The 20,826-nt window shown below is 59.9% G+C and carries 18 protein-coding genes and 1 tRNA gene; all 19 read left to right on the top strand.

The window, feature by feature from the left end:
• The first annotated feature begins 1 nt into the window (after nt 1).
• The gene (locus tag AC54AG_RS12080) at nt 2-1,618 is read left to right on the top strand and encodes an AMP-binding protein (RefSeq protein WP_496630451.1); all 1,617 of its coding nucleotides are present in this window, start codon (nt 2-4) and stop codon (nt 1,616-1,618) included.
• Entirely contained in the window at nt 1,615-3,990 is a 2,376-nt protein-coding gene (locus AC54AG_RS12075) for a bifunctional salicylyl-CoA 5-hydroxylase/oxidoreductase (protein WP_496630449.1), read from the top strand. Before AC54AG_RS12080 ends, AC54AG_RS12075 begins: the two co-directional genes overlap by 4 nt.
• A gap of 1 nt (nt 3,991) precedes the next feature.
• Complete coding sequence (locus tag AC54AG_RS12070) at nt 3,992-4,792, top strand: SDR family NAD(P)-dependent oxidoreductase (protein ID WP_456131744.1); 801 nt, start codon at nt 3,992-3,994, stop codon at nt 4,790-4,792.
• A 13-nt stretch (nt 4,793-4,805) separates the two neighbouring features.
• Nucleotides 4,806-5,318 (top strand): MarR family winged helix-turn-helix transcriptional regulator, encoded by a 513-nt coding sequence (locus AC54AG_RS12065; RefSeq protein WP_034751704.1) that lies wholly within the window; start codon nt 4,806-4,808, stop codon nt 5,316-5,318.
• A 2-nt stretch (nt 5,319-5,320) separates the two neighbouring features.
• Nucleotides 5,321-6,175, top strand: coding sequence for an enoyl-CoA hydratase family protein (locus AC54AG_RS12060; RefSeq protein WP_072454469.1), 855 nt, complete (start codon nt 5,321-5,323; stop codon nt 6,173-6,175).
• Nucleotide 6,176: 1 nt separating this feature from the next.
• Complete coding sequence (locus tag AC54AG_RS12055) at nt 6,177-7,328, top strand: acyl-CoA dehydrogenase family protein (protein ID WP_072454470.1); 1,152 nt, start codon at nt 6,177-6,179, stop codon at nt 7,326-7,328.
• A 35-nt stretch (nt 7,329-7,363) separates the two neighbouring features.
• Nucleotides 7,364-7,756, top strand: a complete 393-nt coding sequence (locus tag AC54AG_RS12050) for a RidA family protein (RefSeq protein WP_070303994.1) — start codon at nt 7,364-7,366, stop codon at nt 7,754-7,756.
• Nucleotides 7,757-7,879: 123 nt separating this feature from the next.
• Nucleotides 7,880-8,614 carry a PEP_CTERM-anchored TLD domain-containing protein gene (locus AC54AG_RS12045; RefSeq protein ID WP_331777396.1) on the top strand — a complete coding sequence of 245 codons (735 nt, stop codon included), beginning with the start codon at nt 7,880-7,882 and terminating at the stop codon, nt 8,612-8,614.
• A 65-nt stretch (nt 8,615-8,679) separates the two neighbouring features.
• Nucleotides 8,680-8,754 (top strand) — tRNA-Arg (locus tag AC54AG_RS12040).
• A gap of 172 nt (nt 8,755-8,926) precedes the next feature.
• On the top strand, nt 8,927-10,819 hold the full coding sequence (locus AC54AG_RS12035) for an ATP-binding cassette domain-containing protein (RefSeq protein ID WP_034751693.1): 1,893 nt from the start codon (nt 8,927-8,929) through the stop codon (nt 10,817-10,819).
• 151 nt (nt 10,820-10,970) lie between these two features.
• Complete coding sequence (locus tag AC54AG_RS12030) at nt 10,971-11,660, top strand: CAAX prenyl protease-related protein (protein ID WP_496630448.1); 690 nt, start codon at nt 10,971-10,973, stop codon at nt 11,658-11,660.
• 88 nt (nt 11,661-11,748) lie between these two features.
• Nucleotides 11,749-12,972: an XrtB/PEP-CTERM-associated polysaccharide biosynthesis outer membrane protein EpsL gene (gene epsL, locus AC54AG_RS12025; RefSeq protein ID WP_072454472.1), complete on the top strand. Its 1,224-nt coding sequence runs from the start codon at nt 11,749-11,751 to the stop codon at nt 12,970-12,972.
• An 8-nt stretch (nt 12,973-12,980) separates the two neighbouring features.
• Nucleotides 12,981-14,363, top strand: coding sequence for an undecaprenyl-phosphate glucose phosphotransferase (locus AC54AG_RS12020; protein WP_034751688.1), 1,383 nt, complete (start codon nt 12,981-12,983; stop codon nt 14,361-14,363).
• A 619-nt stretch (nt 14,364-14,982) separates the two neighbouring features.
• Nucleotides 14,983-15,966: an EpsD family peptidyl-prolyl cis-trans isomerase gene (locus AC54AG_RS12015; protein ID WP_496630446.1), complete on the top strand. Its 984-nt coding sequence runs from the start codon at nt 14,983-14,985 to the stop codon at nt 15,964-15,966.
• A gap of 55 nt (nt 15,967-16,021) precedes the next feature.
• Nucleotides 16,022-16,810, top strand: coding sequence for a polysaccharide export protein EpsE (gene epsE, locus AC54AG_RS12010; protein WP_034751685.1), 789 nt, complete (start codon nt 16,022-16,024; stop codon nt 16,808-16,810).
• A gap of 59 nt (nt 16,811-16,869) precedes the next feature.
• On the top strand, nt 16,870-18,279 hold the full coding sequence (gene epsF, locus AC54AG_RS12005) for a chain length determinant protein EpsF (RefSeq protein ID WP_034751682.1): 1,410 nt from the start codon (nt 16,870-16,872) through the stop codon (nt 18,277-18,279).
• Between the two features lie 14 nt (nt 18,280-18,293).
• Entirely contained in the window at nt 18,294-19,166 is an 873-nt protein-coding gene (gene epsG / locus AC54AG_RS12000; protein WP_034751679.1) for a chain length determinant protein tyrosine kinase EpsG, read from the top strand.
• Nucleotides 19,166-20,062: an exosortase B gene (xrtB, locus tag AC54AG_RS11995; protein WP_034751676.1), complete on the top strand. Its 897-nt coding sequence runs from the start codon at nt 19,166-19,168 to the stop codon at nt 20,060-20,062. Before epsG ends, xrtB begins: the two co-directional genes overlap by 1 nt.
• Entirely contained in the window at nt 20,059-20,742 is a 684-nt protein-coding gene (gene epsI / locus AC54AG_RS11990; protein WP_034751674.1) for an exosortase-associated protein EpsI, B-type, read from the top strand. The genes xrtB and epsI overlap by 4 nt, the downstream gene beginning before the upstream one ends.
• Nucleotides 20,743-20,826 lie beyond the last annotated feature (84 nt).

Here is a 20,826-nt window from a genome sequence, read left to right as displayed (position 1 = left end):
CATGAGCAGCGACCCTTCGCCTACCACAGCATCTCCCCAGGACGACTTTGCGCGCACGCATTTGCCGCCGCGCGCACTCTGGCCGCAGCTGTGCCTTGATTTGCCCGAGCTCCAGTATCCGGCGCGCCTCAATTGCGTCGCCGCGCTGCTCGATGCGGCCGTGGTCAACGGCGGCGAGCGTACCGCCATCCTTGCCGACGGCCAGCGCTGGAGCTACGCCGAGCTGGCGCGGCAAGTCGACCGCATCGCCCACGTGCTGCGCAGCGATTTACGCCTGATCCCCGGCAACCGCGTGCTGCTGCGCGGCGCGAATACGCCCATGATGGCCGCCTGCCTGCTCGCCGTGCTGAAAGCCGGCTGCATCGCCGTGCCCACCATGCCGCTGCTGCGCGCACGCGAACTGTCCATCATCCTGTCCAAAGCTGAAGTGAATGCCGTGCTGTGCGCGCAGAGCTTGCGCGCGGAACTCGATGGCGTGCCCTGCTTGCCGCCCATGCTGTGCTTTGGCGCCGCCGACGCGGAACTGGAACGGCGCATGGCGGCCCACGCTGCGCCATTTTCCGCATGCGACACGGCGGCCGAAGACGTCTGTCTGATCAGCTTTACCTCGGGCACGACGGGCGTCCCCAAAGGCACCATGCACATGCACCGCGACCTGCTGGCCATCTGCGACTGTTTTCCCCGCTCCATGCTGCAGGTGCGCGCCGGCGATATCTTCATCGGCACGCCGCCGCTGGCGTTCACCTTCGGCCTCGGTGGCTTGCTGCTGTTCCCCCTGCGCTTTGGCGCGGCCACCGTGCTGCTGGAAAAACTCACGCCCGACGGCCTGCTGCGCGCCATCGGCGCCTATCAAGCCACGATCTGCTTCACGGCGCCCACCTTTTACCGCCAGATGGCACCCCTGGCAGCCAGCCACGACTTGCGCAGCCTGCGCTTGTCCGTGTCGGCCGGCGAAGCGCTGCCGCTGGCCACGCGCGACGCTTGGCAGGCGGCGACCGGGCTGGCCATGACGGACGGCATCGGCGCGACCGAGATGCTGCACATCTTCATTTCCGCCACGGGCGAGGGCATCCGCCGCGGCGCCATCGGCAAGGCCATTCCCGGCTACCAGGCATGCATCGTCGACGATGCGGGCGTGCCGCAGCCGCCCGGCGTGACGGGCCGCCTGGCCGTGAAAGGCCCCACCGGTTGCCGCTATCTGTCCGACCCGCGCCAGCGCGATTACGTGCAGAACGGCTGGAATCTGACGGGCGACACCTTCGAGATGGATGCGGACGGCTATTTTTATTACCGCTCGCGCAGCGACGACATGATCGTCTCGGCCGGCTACAACATCGCCGGCCCGGAAGTGGAAGAGGCGCTGCTGCGCCACCCTGCCGTGGCCGAATGCGGCGTGGTCGGGCGCGCCGATGCCGAGCGTGGCCAGATCGTCGAGGCGCACGTGGTGCTGAAAGACGACAGCCAGGCCAGCGCTGCGCTGGCGGCCGAACTGCAGGACTTCGTGCGCCAGCAGATCGCCCCGTATAAATATCCGCGCACCATCCGCTTCCTGCCTTCGCTGCCGCGCACGGAAACGGGCAAGCTGCAGCGCTTCAAACTTCGCACGGACACCCCATGAATATTGTCTGCATCGGCGGCGGCCCCGCCGGCCTGTATTTCAGTCTGCTCATGAAAAAGCAGAACCCCGATCACCGCATCACCGTCATCGAGCGCAACCGCCCGTACGACACGTTTGGCTGGGGCGTCGTGTTTTCCGACCAGACTCTGGGCAACCTGGCCAACGCGGACGAGCCGACTGCGCGCGCCATCCTGCAGGCGTTCAACCATTGGGACGATATCGAAATCCACTTCAAGGGCCAGACCGTGCGTTCCGGCGGCCATGGCTTTTGCGGCATCGGCCGCAAGCGCCTGCTCAACATCCTGCAGGCGCGCTGCGAGGAGCTTGGCGTACAGCTGGTGTTCGAGACGGAAGTGCAGGACGATCAGGCCATCGCGAAGCAGTACGGCGCCGACCTGGTGATCGCCAGCGATGGCTTGAACAGCCGCATCCGCATGCGCTATGCGGCCAGCTACCAGCCCGAGATCGACCAGCGCCATTGCCGCTTTATCTGGCTGGGCACGCGCAAGAAATTCGAGGCGTTCACGTTTGCCTTCCGCCAGACGCCGCACGGCTGGTTCCAGGCGCATATCTATCAATACGATGGCGACACTTCCACCTTCATCGTCGAGACGCCCGAACACGTGTGGCGCGCCGCGGGCTTGGACAGCATGAGCCAGGAAGCAGGCATCGCCTTTTGCGAAGCCCTGTTTGCCGAGGAACTCGACGGCCAGGGTTTGCTGAGCAATTCGCCGCACTTGCGCGGCTCGGCGCAGTGGATCACCTTCCCGCGCATCGTCTGCCGGCAATGGGTGCACCGGCAGGATGGCGTACCCGTCGTGCTGATGGGCGACGCTGCCCACACGGCCCATTATTCGATCGGCTCCGGCACCAAGCTGGCGCTGGAAGACGCGATCGAGCTGGCGCGCTGCTTCGGCCAGCATGGGGATAGCGACACTGCGCTAGCCGCCTACCAGCAGCTGCGCGCCATCGAAGTGCTGAAAATCCAGAGCGCGGCGCGCAATTCCATGGAGTGGTTTGAAAACGTCGAGCGTTACAGCGCCATGGAAGCGCCGCAGTTCGCCTATTCCATGCTCACGCGCAGCCAGCGCATTTCGCATGAAAACCTGCGCCTGCGCGACCCCGCGTATGTGGCCGATTATGAACAGTGGCTGGCGCGGCGCGCGGGCGAGCAGGCCGGCGTGGAGATGGGGGCCGAAGCCTTGCCGCCCATGCTCACGCCCTTCCGGCTGCGCGGCGTGCTGCTGAAAAACCGCATCGCCGTCTCGCCGATGGCGCAGTACAGCGCCGTCGATGGCGTGGCGGGCGACTACCATTTGATGCACCTGGGCGCGCGCGCCATGGGCGGTGCGGGCCTCGTGTTTGCCGAGATGACGTGCGTGTCGGCCGATGCGCGCATCACGCCCGCCTGTCCCGGCATGTACAGCGAAGCGCACACGCAGGCGTGGCGCCGCATCGTCGATTTCGTGCATGCGAACAGCGATGCGAAGATCGCCCTGCAACTGGGCCACGCGGGCGCGAAAGGCTCGACGCGGCCCATGTGGGACGGCATCGACCTGCCGCTCAGCGAGGGCAACTGGCCCTTGATCTCGGCCTCGGAACAGCAATACCTGGCCGGTGTGTCGCAGGTGGCGCGCGCGGCCACGGAAAGCGACCTGGCGCGCATCGAGCAGGACTTCGTGCGCGCCACCCTGGCCGCGGCCGTCGCCGGTTTCGACTGGCTGGAACTGCATTGCGCGCACGGCTATCTGCTGTCGAGTTTTATCTCGCCGCTGACGAACCGCCGCACGGACGAATATGGCGGCAGTCTGGAAAACCGCTGCCGTTATCCGCTGCGCGTGTTCCGCGCCATGCGCGCCGCCTGGCCGCAGGATAAACCAATGAGCGTGCGCATCTCGGCCCACGACTGGGTCGAAGGCGGCATCACGCCCGACGATGCAGTCGTCATCGCGCGCCTGTTCAAGCAGGCCGGCGCCGATCTGATTGACTGTTCCTCGGGCCAGGTCAGCAAACTCGAACAACCCGTGTACGGGCGCATGTTCCAGGCGCCGTTCGCCGACCGCGTGCGCAACGAGGCGGGCATCGCCAGCATGGCCGTCGGCTCAATCTTCGAAGCCGACCACGCCAACAGCATCATCGCCGCCGGGCGCGCCGACCTGTGCGCCGTGGGCCGCCCGCATCTGGCCAACCCGGCCTGGACCTTGACGGAAATGGCGCGCATCGGCTACAGCGGCGCCGGTGCTGCGTGGCCAAAACAGTACCGGCCTGGCCAGCAGCAGCTGGAACGCAATCTGCAGCGCGAACGCCAGTTGGCCGCCGCCAATACGGGCCTCACCCCGCAACAGGTGGCCGCGCGGCTGCTGGAAGGATGACATGAGCAAGGATCAACTGGATGGCGCATTGGCCGACAAACATGCGCTGGTGACGGGCGCCGGCAGCGGCATTGGCCTCGCTTGCGCGGGCGCCTTGCTGGACGCGGGCGCCAGGGTTACCCTGGCCGGGCGCGATGGCGCGCGGCTGGCGCGCGCGCGCATGCAGCTGGAAGAGGCGGGCCACGCGGGCAGGGTGGCCATCTGCGTGCTCGACGTGGCCGTGGAAGCGTCCGTGCAGGCAGGGTTTGCGCAGGCGGCCGCGCATTTCGGCCGCGTCGATATTCTGGTCAATAACGCGGGCCAGGCGCATGCGGCGCCTTTCGGCAAGACGGACGCCGCCATCTGGCAGCAGATGCTGGCCGTGAACCTGACGGGTGTGTACCACTGCTGCCAGGCGGCCATGCCGGCCATGCTGGAAGCGGGCTGGGGGCGCATCGTCAACGTGGCGTCGACGGCGGGCTTGAAAGGCTATCGCTATGTCAGCGCCTATGTCGCGGCCAAGCATGGCGTGATCGGCCTGACGCGCGCACTGGCGCTGGAAGTGGCGCCGCGCGGCGTCACCGTCAACGCTGTCTGCCCCGGCTACACGGAAACGGACATGGTGGCGCAGGCCGTGCAGAACATCGTGCGCAAGACGGGGCGCGGCGAAGAGGCGGCGCGCGCGGAACTGGCGGCTGGCAATCCGCAGCAGCGGCTGGTGCAGCCGCAGGAAGTGGCCGATGCGGTGGCGTGGCTATGCCTGCCCGCGTCGTCCGCCATGAATGGACAATCGATCGCCGTCGCCGGCGGCGAAGTCATGTAACTGAATGAAGACCATGGATAAAGAACCCGAAAATTTGCACGACGAACCCGTGCTGGACCTGGCCAGCCGGCTGACGCAGGACCACCACCAGTCGCTGAAATTGTGGCTGCGTATGCTCTCGTGTACGGTCAAGATTGAAAACGAGGTGCGCACGCGCTTGCGCGCCACCTTCGGCATCACCTTGCCCCGCTTCGACTTGATGGCGCAGCTCGAGCGCTTTCCCGATGGTTTGCGCATGGGCGAACTGTCCAAGCGCATGATGGTCACGGGCGGCAATATCACGGGCATCACCGACCAGCTGGAGCAGGAAAAACTCGTGGTGCGCGTGGTCGATCCGAAGGACCGCCGCTCGTACAGCGTCAAGCTGACGCCAGCGGGCCGGCGCGCCTTCGACGAGATGGCGCGCGTGCACGAAGGCTGGATCGCCGAACTGCTGCACGGCGTGACGCCCGACGACAAAACCCAGTTGATCGACCTGCTGTCGCACATGAAGCAGCAACTGAATGACACCTCAATAAAGGACTGACCATGCGCCACCTCCCCGGCCAGCCGCAAGACCTGCCAGGCAACCGTGCCAGCCTGGCACATTACGCGGCGCGGCATTTTCTGTTTGCCGTCGACGCAGGCGTTGCCACACTGACCCTGCACCGCCCTGAGCGCAAGAATCCGCTCACTTTTGACTCGTATGCGGAATTGCGCGAGCTGTTTCGCGCGCTCGCGCATGCGGACGACGTCAAGGCCGTCGTGATCACGGGTAGCGGCGACAATTTCTGTTCGGGCGGCGACGTGCACGACATCATCGGCCCGCTGACAAAACTCGACATGCCCGGCCTGCTGGCGTTTACCCGCATGACGGGCGACGTGGTGAAAGCCATGCGCGCCTGTCCGCAGCCCATCATCGCCGCCATCGACGGCATATGCGCGGGCGCCGGCGCCATGCTGGCGCTGGCTTCCGATATCCGCATCGGCACGGCGCGCAGCAAGACGGCCTTCTTGTTTACCCGCGTGGGCCTGGCCGGCTGCGACATGGGCGCCTGCGCCTTGCTGCCGCGCGTGATTGGCCAGGGCCGCGCCGCCGAGCTGCTGTACACGGGACGCTCCCTGGCCGGCGCCGAGGCCGAGCGCTGGGGCTGGCTCAACCGCCTCGTCGAGCCGGAAGAATTGGCAGAGGCCGCGCAGCTGTTCGCCGCCGGCCTGGCCAGCGGCCCCACGTTCGCGCACGGCATGACGAAAAAAATGCTGCAGCAGGAGTGGAACATGGGCGTCGATGAAGCGATCGAGGCGGAAGCGCAGGCGCAGGCCATTTGCATGGCCACCAACGATTTCCACCGCGCCTATCACGCTTTCGTGGCGAAGGAAAAACCACAATTCGAGGGTAACTGACATGCGTGACATGAGCTATCTGGACTGGCCATTTTTCGAGGCGCATCATGCAAAGCTTGAGTCCGAGCTCGATGCGTGGGCGACGCAGCACCTAGACGACGCCCATGATGCCGATGTCGATGCGGCTTGCCGCGTGCTGGTGGCGCAACTGGGGCAGGGAGGCTGGCTCGCGCATGCCACAAGCGCCGATGGCAAGATCGATACGCGTGCCATTTGCCTGATCCGCGAAACCCTGGCGCGCCACGACGGCCTGGCCGATTTCGCCTTTGCCATGCAGGGACTCGGTTCGGGCGCCATCGGCCTGTTCGGCAGCCTGGACAACAAGGCGCGCTATTTGCCGGACGTAGCCAGCGGCAAGCGCATCGCGGCCTTTGCCCTGTCCGAGCCGCAGGCCGGCTCCGACGTGGCGGCCATGGCGTGCGCGGCGCGCCGCGACGGCGACGACTACGTGCTCGATGGCGAAAAGACGTGGATCTCGAACGGCGGCATCGCCGACTTTTACGTGGTGTTTGCCCGCACGGGCGAGGCGCCCGGTGCGCGCGGCATCAGCGCCTTCATCGTCGACGCCGACAATCCCGGCCTGGAAATCGCCGAACGCATCGCCGTGATCGCGCCGCATCCGCTGGCGCGCCTGCGCTTTGCCAATTGTCGCGTGCCCGCGTCGCAGCGCCTGGGCGAAGCGGGGCAGGGCTTCAAGGTGGCGATGGCGACACTCGATGTGTTCCGCACGTCGGTGGCCGCTGCCGCCCTGGGCTTTGCGCGGCGCGCGTTCGACGAAGCGCTGCGCCACGCGACGGCGCGCCAGATGTTCGGCCAGACCCTGGCGGACTTCCAGCTGACGCAGGCAAAACTGGCGCAGATGGCCACCGGCATCGACTCTGCCGCCTTGCTCACCTACCGCGCCGCCTGGCAGCGCGACCAGGGCCGCAAGGTGACGAAGGAAGCGGCGATGGCCAAGCTGACGGCCACGGAAACGGCGCAGCAGGTGATCGATGCGGCCGTGCAGCTGTTCGGCGGCATGGGCGTGGTGAGTGGTCATCCGGTCGAGCGCCTGTACCGCGAAATTCGCGCTTTGCGCATCTACGAGGGCGCCAGCGAAGTACAGCAATTGATTATCGCGCGCGAACTGCTGCGCGAGGCGGGGAACGCATGAGCAGCATGAACCGCATGAACAACGAGGAAAACAATATGCAAGTGTTACAACCAGCGGGCTGGGCCAGGCCGCGTGGCTATGCGAACGGCATCGCCGCCAGCGGGCGCACGGTGTACGTCAGCGGCATGATAGGGTGGGATGCGCAGGGGCAGTTTCATACGGACGATTTTGCGGGGCAGGTGCGCCAGGCCTTGCAAAATATCGTCGCCGTGCTGGCCGAGGCGGGCGCCTTGCCCGAACACATCGTGCGCATGAACTGGTATGTGCTGGACAAGAAGGAATATGTGGCGGCATATCCACAAATTGGTGTTGCCTACAGGGAAATCATCGGCAAGCATTTCCCGGCCATGACGGCGGTGCAGGTGGCGGGACTGATCGAGGACAGAGCGAGAGTTGAGATCGAGGTGACGGCGGTGTTGCCTGGTTGAATTCTTTTTTGTTAATATTGCACTTTTTGCGATAAAATAAGGAATATAAAAACATTATCTGTTATGTTATATTTAGCAACCGGAAAATACACCGGTTCCAAATACTGACAGTCGAGGTAGCAGATGCAAAACAAATTCAGAACGGCAAGTGCCTTCCTGCTGGCGGTGGCTGGCGCGGGTTTCTGCTTGAGTGCGCAGGCCGCCTCTGGGCCTTCGCTGCTGTCTCCTACCTATCAGGGACAGCTGGAAACCTGGCTGGGCGAAGGGCACTTGAAGCTCGATGCGATCTATACCAAGTCGGCAGGCGACACGTCGCTCGACTTTCACAAGGCGTCCGATGGCAAGGGGCGCACTTTTTCCGTCATGGAGGCCACGAATTCATCGGGCAAGACGTGGCTGGTGGGCGGCTATAATCCGCAAAGCTGGAGCTCCACCGATGGCACGCATGTCACCATGGACGACAGCCAGCGTACCGCCTTTCTGTTTAATTTGACGTCAGACTTCATGCTGCCGCAATTGAAGCAGTATTTCAACGGCGACGGTATCGGCAAGGACCAGACCTACAATCAGGCCAACTACGGACCTACTTTTGGCTATGGGCATGATTTGTATGTGCCGCAGGACCTCACGCATGGAGGCAGTTCCTTCCTCTATACCTATAATTATCTGGGCCAGCCATCGACCGGCGTCAGCCTGCTCGACGGTTCCATCTGGCATAGCAATGATGTGACCTTCGGCGCCATCCAGGTATTTTCCATCAGCGCCGTACCGGAACCGGCCACCTATGGGCTGATCCTGGCAGGATTGTTTGTATTGCTGATGCGCCAGCGCGGCAGGGCCACGTCACGCGTTGTGTGAAGTGGCACCGCCCGCTTGCCGCGCTGTCAATGGCAGGCGCTTGCCTGTATAATGCCGCTGCGCGTGTCGCCATCGTACAATGGATAGTACAAGGTCCTCCTAAGACTTAAATGCAGGTTCGATTCCTGCTGGCGACACCACGTTTCCACGCAACGCGCGTCGGCAGCCTGTGATATTCCAGGCGGTAGTTACTGGTCGATGGCGATTGAAGTCCGAGTTATCGGTACAATGCGTGCTTCATTCATCCAATCGGCGACTGTTTTGCACACCACGCGGTGTGCGCGAGACGGCGCCCGAGCACTCTTACTCATTATGGCTGTCATTTCTCTTTCATCGGCGCAACTTGCGTTCGGTCACGTCGCGCTGCTCGATCACGCGGAATTTTCACTGGAAACCTCGGAACGGGTCGGCTTGATCGGCCGCAACGGCACGGGTAAATCGTCGCTATTGAAGGTTATTTCGGGCAAGTTCAAGCTCGATGACGGCTTGTTGGTGATGCAGCAAGGCATCAAGATCGCGTATGTGGAGCAGGAACCGCAATTCGACCCGGAGATGTCCGTGTTCGACGCCGTCGCTTCCGGCATGGGTGAATCGCAGGCGTGGCTGAAGGAGTACGATGCGTTGACCGGTCAGTTTGGCCAGGGCAATGACGACGAACTGATGGAACGCATGCACGACATCCAGGTCAAACTCGATGCGGCCGATGCGTGGAGCTTGCCGAACAAGGTGGAAACTGTGCTCGACCGTTTGAACCTGACGGGCGATATGCTGATGAAAACCCTGTCCGGCGGGATGCAAAAGCGCGTGGCCCTGGCGCGTGCACTGGTGTCGGCGCCCGACGTGCTGCTGCTCGATGAGCCGACCAACCATCTGGACTTCAGCTCCATCCTGTGGCTGGAAGGCTTGTTGCGCGACTTCAAGGGCAGCGTGCTGTTCATTACCCATGACCGCTCCTTCCTCGACAACGTCGCCACGCGCATCATCGAACTCGACCGCGGCCGTTTGCTGTCGTATCCGGGCAACTTCACGGCTTACCAGACCCGCAAGGCGGAGCAGCTGGAAATCGAGGAAGTGGAAAACGCCAAGTTCGACAAGTTCCTGGCGCAGGAAGAAGTGTGGATACGCAAGGGCGTCAAGGCCCGCCGCGTGCGCGACGAAGGCCGCGTGCGCCGCCTGGAAGCGCTGCGCCTGACGCGCAATGCGCGCCGCGAACAGCAGGGGCAAGTGAAACTGGACGTATCGGCCGGCGAACGCTCGGGCAAGATCGTGGCGGACCTGGAAAACGTCTCGAAGATCTATGGCGACAAGGTCATCGTCAAGGATTTCAGCGCCACCATCCTGCGTGGCGACAAGGTCGGCCTGATCGGCGCCAACGGCGCCGGCAAGACCACCTTGCTGAAGATGATCCTGGGTCAGGAAGAGTCGGACACGGGCACCATCCGCCTGGGTACCAAGCTGCAGGTCGCGTATTTCGACCAGATGCGCACGCAGCTGAACGAAGAGGCGAACCTGATGGAAACCATCGCGCCAGGCAGCGACTGGGTCGAGATCAATGGCCAGCGCCGCCACGTGATGACGTATCTGAACGACTTCCTGTTCGCGCCGGAACGTGCCCGCTCGCCCGTCAAGTCGCTGTCTGGTGGCGAGCGCAACCGCTTGCTGCTGGCCCGTCTGTTCGCCAAGCCGGCCAACGTGCTGGTGCTCGATGAGCCGACCAATGACTTGGATATCGATACCCTGGAATTGCTGGAAGAGTTGCTGGAAGAATACACCGGCACCGTCTTCCTCGTCAGCCATGACCGTACCTTCCTCGACAACGTTGTCACGCAAGTGATCGTCGCCGAAGGCGAGGGCAAATGGCGCGAATTCGTCGGTGGCTACACGGATTGGGAGCGCGTGCGCACCTTGCCGATCGCCACGGCGCCCGCCAGCAAGCCGGCCGTGAAGGTCGAAGCCGCCGCGCCGGCCGCCAAGCAGAAAAAGCTCAGCTACAAGGAACAGCGCGAGCTGGAAGAGTTGCCGAAACTGATCGCCAAGCTGGAAGACGAGCAATCGGTGCTGGCCGCCGAACTGTCGCATCCGGACTTCTACAAGAAGACGCCGGCCGAAGGCAAGCGCCTGAACGCGCGCGTGGCCGAGATCGAAGGTGAGCTGCTGGAAGCGTTGGAAAAGTGGGAGCAGATCGAGGCGCGCAGCAATGCCTGATTAGTTTCTTGCATCCTCTGTTGTAATTTAAGTTAGGATTACTTGCCACGGCAACGGTTCCGCTTGATATAATTATATAATTATATTTTTTACATCGGAGGATGCATGTTTGTTATCAAAAACACGTGCTCCGGACCACTGCGTCCGGCGCGTGGTTCCACCTCCGGTGCGCATCAGCATGTTTGACCGCGCCGCCTTGCCCCGCGTAGCGCCGTTCCTGGCCTACCTCTCCTTTATCTTTATCGCCGACATGCTGGGCCGGGCGGGCTATGCCGCGCACGATTTGCGCTGGCTGTATGCCGTCAAGATCGGCGTCGTGCTGGGTATGCTGTTGTACTGGCGCCGCAGCTATACGGAACTGGCCTGGGTGCCATTGGGTGCGCGCGCGCTCGCCGTGGCGCTGGCGACCGGCATTGTTGTTTTTCTGCTGTGGATCAACCTGGACGCAGGCTGGATGACGATCGGCAGCGCCGACGGCTTCGATCCCCGCGATGACGGCCGCATCGAGTGGACGCTGGTGGTGCTGCGCATCGCCGGCGCGGCGCTCGTGGTGCCTGTGATGGAAGAGCTGTTCTGGCGCTCCTTCCTGTTGCGCTGGATCGATGCCCCTGACTTTCTGCGGTTCAACCCGCGCCTGGCGAGTGCGAAGGCCTTTGTTGTCACCGTGGTACTGTTTGGCTTCGAACACAATTTGTGGCTGGCGGGTATCGTTGCGGGCGCCGCCTATAGCTTGCTGTACATGCGCAGCCAATCGCTATGGTCGCCCATCCTCGCCCATGGCGTGACGAATGGCGTGCTGGGCCTCTGGATTGTTTCCGGTGGACACTGGACTTACTGGTAATATTACCAACTAACTGTTTGCTCTTTCAAAGACAATACCCATGTTGAATTCCTTGCCTCATAGCCCAGCGTCTGCCGGGCAACCCAGAATGCAACGCAACCGATTGGCCCTGGCCATGGTGCGCATCTTGCCCACCTCGCTGATGCTGCTTGGCGGCGCGACCTGCAGCGTACCGGCGTGGGCGGCGATCAGCGACACGATTTCCCCCTTCATTGCGACAACTTATTCATATGATAATAACTTGTTCCGGCTGGACGACAGTGCTGCCGGGTTCGACGGTACGCGTTCCGATACTTCGCGCCAGGTGCAAGCGGGATTTCTGGTTAGGCGGCCGATCGGACGGCAACTGTTGACGGGCCAGGTAAAGTGGTCGCGCGTCTATTTCGATCACTTTGATCAGCTCGACTATACGGGCAAAGATTATCTCGCCGATCTGGAATGGCATATCGCCAACCATCTCGAAGGCCATGTCGGCGGCAGTTATTCGCAGACCTTGACGCCGTTCAGCGACTTGCAAAGCACGGAGCGCAACCTGCGTACGATACGCCGTGAATATGTCAATGGCGGCTGGCGCTTCCATCCCAGCTGGCGCGTGCGCGGCGGTTTTTCGCGTGACAAATATACCTATGATTCCATCGCGCAGAAAATTTCGGAGCGCCAGGAAGATGCGTACGAGCTCGGCCTTGATTACCTGCCGGCCAGCGAGAGCCGCATCGGGGTCCAGTTGCGCCATCTCAATGGCACATATCCAAACCGGGCCAGCCTGGCAGCCTTTGGGGTGGAGCAAGGGTATGAACAGGATGAGGTCAAGGCCAATATCTATTGGCGCGTTAGCGGCATTACGCAAGTGCAGTTGCTCGGCGGCTGGGTGAAGCGCAAGAACCAGCTGTTCAGCGGGCGCGATTCCAGTGGCGCCAATGGACGCGTGATCGTGTATTGGGCGCCGCTTGGAAAAGTGCGGTTTACTGGCAGCTTGTGGCATGAGTTTGCCGCTGTGGAAAATTCATTGATTACCAGCAGCTTGAATAACGGCGCCAGCCTGGCGGCGGCATGGGACATTTCCGCGAAGGTCAGGATGGATGCCCAGGTGCGGCGCGAGAAGCGCGATTTTTCCGCCGCAAGCGGCCTGTCCTTGCCTATCGATGTCAGCGATACGACACGGACCGCGACCGTGGGCCTGACTTATGCGCCACGGCCGAATATCCAGCTGGGCGTAAACGCCTTCCGCGATGCACGCAGAGGCGCTCCGCTCATCAATACCAGCAGTTATCACGCCAACGGCATTTCCTTCAATGCCAGTGCCCAGTTCTGAAGAGCATCATGACGGTTAATGATATACCCTTGATTTCGTTTTTCCAGCGCATACTCGACCCATTGATCATCATGGGCACGCTGTATCTGCTGGCCGCCTTGTCAGGTTCGCCATTTACCGGTTACTCGCTGGTATTGATGATCCTTGCATTCTTTATTTCATCATCCGTATTCCAGTATGTCGATCCCTATCGTACCTGGCGCAGCGGTCGCATGCTGGCCTATGCCCGCGATATTTTTGTCAGTTGGGGCATCACGGCCCTGATCCTGGTATTCCTGGGCTCGGCGACAGGACTGGCGTTTCATTTTGACCGCGAGCTGGTACTGGCCTGGTTCCTGTTGACGCCGTTCATATTGCTGCTCAGCCATCTGGCCGCGCGGCGCATGGTGGCCGATCCCGGGCGCGACAGCGAAGTGCGCTCCGTCGTCATCATCGGCGCCAATGACGCCAGCCTGAAGTTTGCCGCTACCGTCGAGCGTAATCCGAACCTGTTCATGAGCGTGCGCGGTTTTTTTGACGACCGCACCGATGACCGCTGGCCCGAGACGATGCGCGAGCCCATGCTGGGCAGGATGGCCGATATCGCTGCCTATGTGCGCGAACACAATATCAAGATGATATTCATCAGCCAGCCTATTTCAGCCCAGCCGCGCATCCGCAAGATGCTCGATGAACTGCAGGATACGACGGCATCCGTGTATTTCTTGCCGGATATTTATATCTTCGATTTGATGCAGGCGCGCTTCGACAATGTGGGCGGCATGCCGGTAATCGCCATCCGCGAGTCGCCGTTTACCGGTTTTAACAGCATGGTCAAGCGGGGCAGCGACATTGTGTTGGGCTTGTTGATCCAGATCATGCTGCTGCCAGTAATGCTGCTCATCGCCATCGCCGTCAAGGTAACGTCGAAGGGGCCGGTGATTTTCCGTCAACGGCGCTATGGCCTGTATGGCGAAGAAATTATCGTCTATAAATTCCGCTCGATGACGGTCAGCGAAGACGGCGACAAGGTGGTGCAGGCAACCAAGAATGATCAGCGTGTGACGCGCATTGGCGCTTTTCTGCGCCGTAGCTCGCTCGATGAATTGCCACAGTTCATTAATGTTTTGCAGGGACGCATGAGTATTGTCGGGCCCCGTCCGCATGCCGTGGCGCACAACGAGCAGTACCGCAAGTTAATCAAGGGCTACATGCTGCGCCACAAGGTCAAGCCCGGCATTACGGGCTGGGCCCAGGTCAACGGTTTGCGCGGCGAGACGGAGACCCTGGACAAAATGGAAGCACGCATCCATTTTGACCTCGATTACCTGCGTAACTGGTCGCTGTGGCTCGATTTGTGGATCATCATGCGAACGGTGAAAGTCGTGCTGAAGCGTGACAATGCGCATTGAGTGACAGGCGGAGGGAAAATGATCTGCAATTTAGTTTGCGCTCAATCAATACGCGATAAAATATGTGTAATAGGTAGCGTTGGGCGCAGTCAGGTATAACCCAGGTGGAAGGAAGCTCGGTGATACGCAAACCGTACACGGCAGAGTGCGCTGGCGATGCATGCTCCTGGCAGCTATGGCTACCCATTGGCGGGCAACCTGCCCCATCACTGTTGCTCAGCGGACGTTGTTTGCGACCTATTGGGCTCTTTAATCGGCCTCATCCTCGCCGTAATACACTGTTAGCGGCCGTAAGCTCAGCCGCTTGTCATCAAGATATATTACGAAGGCCAAGGCGCTATCGCTCTTAAACGATCCACATTGAAGAACATTTTCTTAGTGCAACTTATTTTCTAGTCGACAATGGAAATAGTTGTATTAAAAGCTTCTTAATAGATTTTTAAGCAAATTGTTTCCATTTTGGCTTGCATCTTGTGTATCATATTTACAATATTAATAATTGTTTGCATAGCTTGCTAGTCGCTGGTGGCTTGTGTCATTTTGGTAAAAAATATCTTTTTTGCCATCGCGCTGCGTTGCAGTGAATTGCATTTTAAATAATGAATCCGAAGGAGTAATCTTGAATCATTTTCGCAACTATCGTTTGACCATGCCCAAACCGGCCGCCAACACCCGATTGTTGTGCGCGGTGCTGGTCCTTTTTGCTGCTGCCGGATTGTCCGCTTGCGGAAGTAAGGAAAAAAAGGCCGGTCAGGCATTGGCGAGCGTCAACGGCGAGGAAATCACAGTGCTGCAATTGAATGAAGAATTGCAGCGTGCCAATGTTCCTGCGGTACAGCAGGAAGCGGCAAGCAAGCAATTGCTGGAATCGTTGATTGACCGCCAATTATTGCAGAACGAGGCGATCAAGGACAAGGTCGACCGCGATCCGAAGGTCGTGCAAGCCGTTGAGCGGGCCAAGGCGCTGATCGTTGCCCAAGCCTATATGCAAAAACGTATAGGCACCATCAACAAGCCCTCGCCGGCGGAAGTGGAAGATTACTTTAACAAGAATCCACAGTACTTTACCCAGCGCAAGCAGTTCGACATGCGTGAACTGATTATTGCCTCGGCCGACATGAACGACGACTTGAAAAAAGCGATGGATGCGGCGAAAACGCTGGAAGAGGTTGCGGTATGGCTAGATGCCAACAAGGTCAAATATGCCCGTACGCAACTGTCTCGCACCAGTGCTGATCTCGCTCCTGAATTGAGCAGCAAACTGGCCGGGATGCCAAAAGGCCAGTTGTTCATTATCCGCGAAGGTGATCGCACCCTGCTGATTTCCCTGGCCGACATCAAGGATAACCCGGTGACGCTGGCGCAAGCGGCGCCACAGATCGAGCAGTTCCTTTTCAATAAGAAGAACAAGGAAGCAGCGGACGCCGAGTTGAAGCGTTTGCGCGCCAGCGCCAAGATCGAGTATCTGAACAAGACGGACAAGCCGGCTGCGGCGTCCGCCTCAGCCGCTGTTGCCGCTTCGGCGCCAGCGGTGGCGGCGCCAACGGCACCAGCGGCCGACAGTAGCGACGTGAATGCGCGCGGCGTGGCAGGCCTGAAATAAGAGCGGGCAGGGATCTTTCGGATTAATAGAAGTTTTTAAAAGGATAGAGCAAATCATGAAACGACTTGCGATGTGGGCAGCCGCCGTACTGATGGCTTGCAGTGTTGGTGTGGCAGGGGCCGCCGAAGTGTTGCTCGGCGCTGGCGATGTATTGAAAATTTCCGTGTATGGCAGTCCTGACCTGGGTTTGGAGACGCGTGTCAGCGAGGCCGGCAGCATTACCTTCCCGCTCGTTGGCAGTGTCGCCGTAGGGGGCTTGTCCGTTGCCGCTGCAGAAAAGAAACTGGGGCAGGCACTGGAGAGCGGTGGTTTCCTGCGCAAGGCGCAGGTCAATATCATTGTCACTGCCTTGCAAAGTCAGCAAGTTTCCGTGCTTGGGCAAGTAAATCGCCCGGGCCGTTATCCGATTGAAGGCAAGCGCAGCCTGCTCGATATCCTCGCCATGGCTGGCGGCCAGAACACGGATGGAGGTGATGTCGTTAGCCTGATCCGCAAGCGCGGCGGCACAACCACCAAGGAAACCATTGATATCGTCGACATGATGCGCAGTGCCGATCTGGCCCGCGACTTCGACCTGACCGGCAACGATGTGCTGTACGTCGAACGCGCACCGCGTTTCTACATTTACGGCGAAGTACAGCGTCCCGGGGCATTTCGCCTGGAACGTTCGATGACGGTCTTGCAGGCTCTGTCAGTTGGTGGTGGTTTGACGCAGCGCGGTACCGAACGTGGCGTACGCATCAAGCGCCGTGATGCGGCAGGTGTCATGCAAATACTCGACGCCAAGCATGACGACATCATCCAAATCGATGACGTGGTGTATGTTAAAGAAAGCTGGTTCTAAGTTGAGTGGTGCCGGCGCTATGGCCAGGCTGGCTTTGTTTATTAATATGAGAGTTGACCATGAATTTCCACCAGTTTCTACTCGTCTTGCTTGCCCGCAAACGGATTTTACTATTCACTTTGCTTATCACAGTCGGGGCGACGATGGTGGTGAGCCTGTTGTTGCCCAAGACGTATAAAGGCACGGCATCCCTGCTGATCAACTACAAGGGCGTCGATCCCGTCACGGGTCTGGCATTGCCGATGCAGTTGTTGCCAGGTTATATGGCGACGCAAATCGATATTATCAGCAGCAAGAATGTGGCGCTGAAGGTAGTGGATAATCTGCGTCTGGCGGAAAATCCTGCGGTCGTTGCCCAGTTTAATGAAGCCACGCAAGGTAAGGGTACCGTGCGCGATTGGCTGGCGGATCTGCTGCTGGCGAAGCTCGAAATCGTACCGTCGCGCGAAAGCAGCGTGGTCGATATCAGTTTCAAGGGTAACGATCCGCAGTTTGTCGCCGTTATTGCGAATGCATTTGCCGATGAATACCAGAAAACCAGCATTCAGCTGAAAGTCGATCCCTTGAAAAAGGTGGCTGTGTATTTCAATGAGCAAACGAAGCTGCTGCGCGACAGTCTCGAAGTGGCGCAAAGCCGCTTATCGAAGTACCAGCAGGAACATGGCATCGTCAGCGTCGATAACCGTCTTGACGTCGAATCGAACCGCTTGAATGACCTGTCGGCACAGCTCGTGGCTGCACAAGGCCAGGCGATGGAAGCATCCTCGCGTCAGCGCATGGCCGAGGGCAATGCCGGTTCCGATTCGCCGGACGTGGCGTCGAACCCGTTGGTGCAGAATCTGAAGCTGAGTTTGGCAACGGCCGAATCGAAGCTGGCCGAGATGGCGCAGCGCTTGGGGCGCAATCATCCCCAATATGAAAGCCTGAACGCCGAAGTCGAGCGCATGCGCCGGGAACTGGCGGATGGCACGCGCGTGACGTCCAATTCGGTCAGCAAGAATGCCGGGATCCTGCAACAGCGCGAAGGTGCCGTGCGTGCGGCGCTGGCGGCGCAAAAGGACAAGGTTCTGGAATTGAACCGTACCCGCGACGAAATGGGCGTCTTGCAAAAAGATGTGGAAAGCGCACAGCGCGCCTTCGATATCGCCTCGCAACGCTTCTCGCAAACCCGTATTGAGGGGCAATCGGAGCAATCGGATATCTCCTTGCTCAATCCTGCCGTGGCGCCGATCAGGCCGGCCGGCCCGAAAGTGATGTTGAACACGCTGTTGGCCTTGTTCCTGGGCGGCTTGCTGGGCGTGGGGTTTTCCTTGCTGGCCGAGATGCTGGACCGTCGCGTACGTTCAGAAACCGATTTGAGCGATTTGTTGCAATTGCCTGTACTCGGCTCTATCGACTGGAGCGCGCCGACGCGCCCGCGCTTGAACCGCTTCAAATCGTTGTTGCCTCGCAGCTTGCGTCTTAATTAAGTATTGGAAATAATATGAATCCAGCATTGCAACCGCTAGTATCCGCGGCGCCGCGGACAGCCGATTCCAGCATCGGTGGGCTTTTGCTCGCATCAGGCAAGATCACGCCGGAAAGTGCCGAACGTGTTCTGCGCATGCAAAAGGAATTGGGCATCCGTTTTGGCGAAGCTGCCCAGCGCCTCGGTCTGGTGACGGAGGCGGATATCCAGCAAGTCCTCGCGCGCCAGTTCGACTATCCCTATCTGCAACAGGGGGAGGGCAAGTATTCCGACAAGCTGATCGCTGCTTATCAGCCGTTCAGCCCGCAAGTGGAAACGCTGCGCGCCATCCGCAGCCAGCTGATGCTGCGCTGGATGGCGTTGGGCCGCAAATCGCTGGTGGTGGTTGGCGTCAACGATGGCGACGGCACCAGCCTGTTCGCGGCCAACTTGGCCGTGGTGTTTTCCCAATTGGGCGAACAGACTTTGCTGGTCGACGCGAATCTGCGCAACCCGAGCCAGCACGAGATCTTTGGCCTTGCGGGACGCCAGGGCTTGTCGGATATCCTGGCTGGACGTGCCGAGCGCGATGTGATTACGCGCATTGAATCGTTCGTCGACCTGTCCGTGCTGGGCGCCGGCACCTTGCCGCCGAATCCCCAGGAACTGTTGAGCCGTCCAGCGTTTTCTTCCTTGCGCACGGAACTTGAGTCGTCATATGACGTGGTGCTGTATGACTCGGCGGCATTTTCGCTGGGCTCCGACGCTCTGGCGCTTGCCGCCCGGACCGGCGGCGTCCTGCTGGTGGCACGCAAGAATCACACGCCTGTCGGCGACATCAACGCCATGACCGAGCAGATGCTGCACAGCGGTGCACAGGTGATCGGCTCGGTACTGGTCGATTTCTGATGAATACCAGCACTCGGCTGAACCTGGCATCTGCCTTGCCGCGGCGCGACCAGTTGCTGGAATGGTTGCCTATTGTTATTGGTTTTGCGGCGCTGTATATCCCATCATTTTATACCTTGTTTACTGGTATCTGGATGACCGAAGAGCAGGCGCATGGTCCCATTATCCTGGTACTGTCGGTTTGGCTCATCTGGCGCCAACGCGAGCAGATATTGGCTGCTGCCGAGCATGATCGTGCACCTGTAGCCGGCTGGCTGCTTTTTATCGCCGCGCTGCTGATTTATATCGCCGGTCGCTCGCAGCAGATTCTTGCCTTCGAGATTGGCTCATTCGTCATGCTCACGGCATCCATCCTGGTGCTCAAGCTGGGAGTGGGCGCGCTACGCGCCGCCTGGTTCCCATTCTTCTTCATGCTGTTCATGATTCCGTTGCCAAGCTCGGTCGTCAGTACCTTGACGTTGCCAATGAAGATGGCCGTGTCGTATGTGTGCGAGCATATCCTGTTTTGGGCAGGCTATCCGATAGCACGTACAGGTGTGATCCTGCAAATTGGCCAGTATCAGCTGTTGGTCGCCGATGCTTGCGCTGGACTACAAACCTTGCTCACGCTCGAAGCCTTGGGGTTGTTTTACTTGAACCTCGTGCGCCATACCTCGGCTATCCGCAATATCGGTCTGGCGATCCTGATTATCCCTATTTCCTTTACGGCCAATGTCATGCGCGTCATAGCATTGACGTTGATCACTTATTATTTTGGCGATGCGGCAGGGCAGGGTTTCCTGCATGGTTTCGCGGGCATGGTGCTGTTCGTGAGCGCCTTGGTGCTGATATTGAGCCTTGATTCTTTACTGCAATGGATAGCGCGGCAGTGGAACGCCCGAAAGGTGGCATTATGAAGAAGCGTTCGATAATTGGTCTTACCATGGGTGGCCTGATGCTGATCGCTGCCTTGTGCACCAAGGCGGTCACGCCAACATTGCGTCTATCCGATACCCGTCCAAAAATCATTCTCGGCACGGCGATTCCAACGAAGTTTGGCGATTGGCAGGAAGATGCAAGTCAGGTCGCGGCAGTGGTCAATCCCACCACCGTGGCTGAACTTAATAAAATCTACGCTGAAACGTTGTCGCGCACTTATGTTAATCGGCAAGGTAATCGCATCATGTTGTCGATTGCTTATGGCACCGACCAGCGCGATAACTTGTCCGTACATTTTCCAGAAGGTTGTTATGGCGGCCAGGGCTTTGCAGTCGGCCAAACCAGTCAAGTCGTCTTGCCGACGGTCGCAGGAGGTATTGCGACGTCGCGTACAGTGGCAACGCTTAATTCTCGCGTCGAACCTATTACATATTGGGTTGTCGTTGGCGATAAGGCCGTGCCCAATTCGTGGGAAGTCAAAAAAGTCAAACTCGCTTACGCATTGCAGGGGATGATTCCTGATGCGACATTGATGCGCGTGTCGAGTATCGGCGAGGATATCGAACAAGGCTATCAACTGCAGCAATCATTTATAGATCAATTGTTGCAATCCATGCCCCCCGACTTGCGCGGCCATTTTTCTGGTACCTCGCACTAAGGTAATCCTGGCATAGACGCTGTACGCGATTGGCTGGCATAGCTAATCGCTACAGCAGACAGTACTTCTAACGGTTCACATTAT

This window comes from Janthinobacterium sp. BCJ23 (assembly GCF_059617945.1).
Note: the sequence above shows the minus strand (reverse complement) of the source record. Positions and strands in the feature narration are given on the sequence as shown.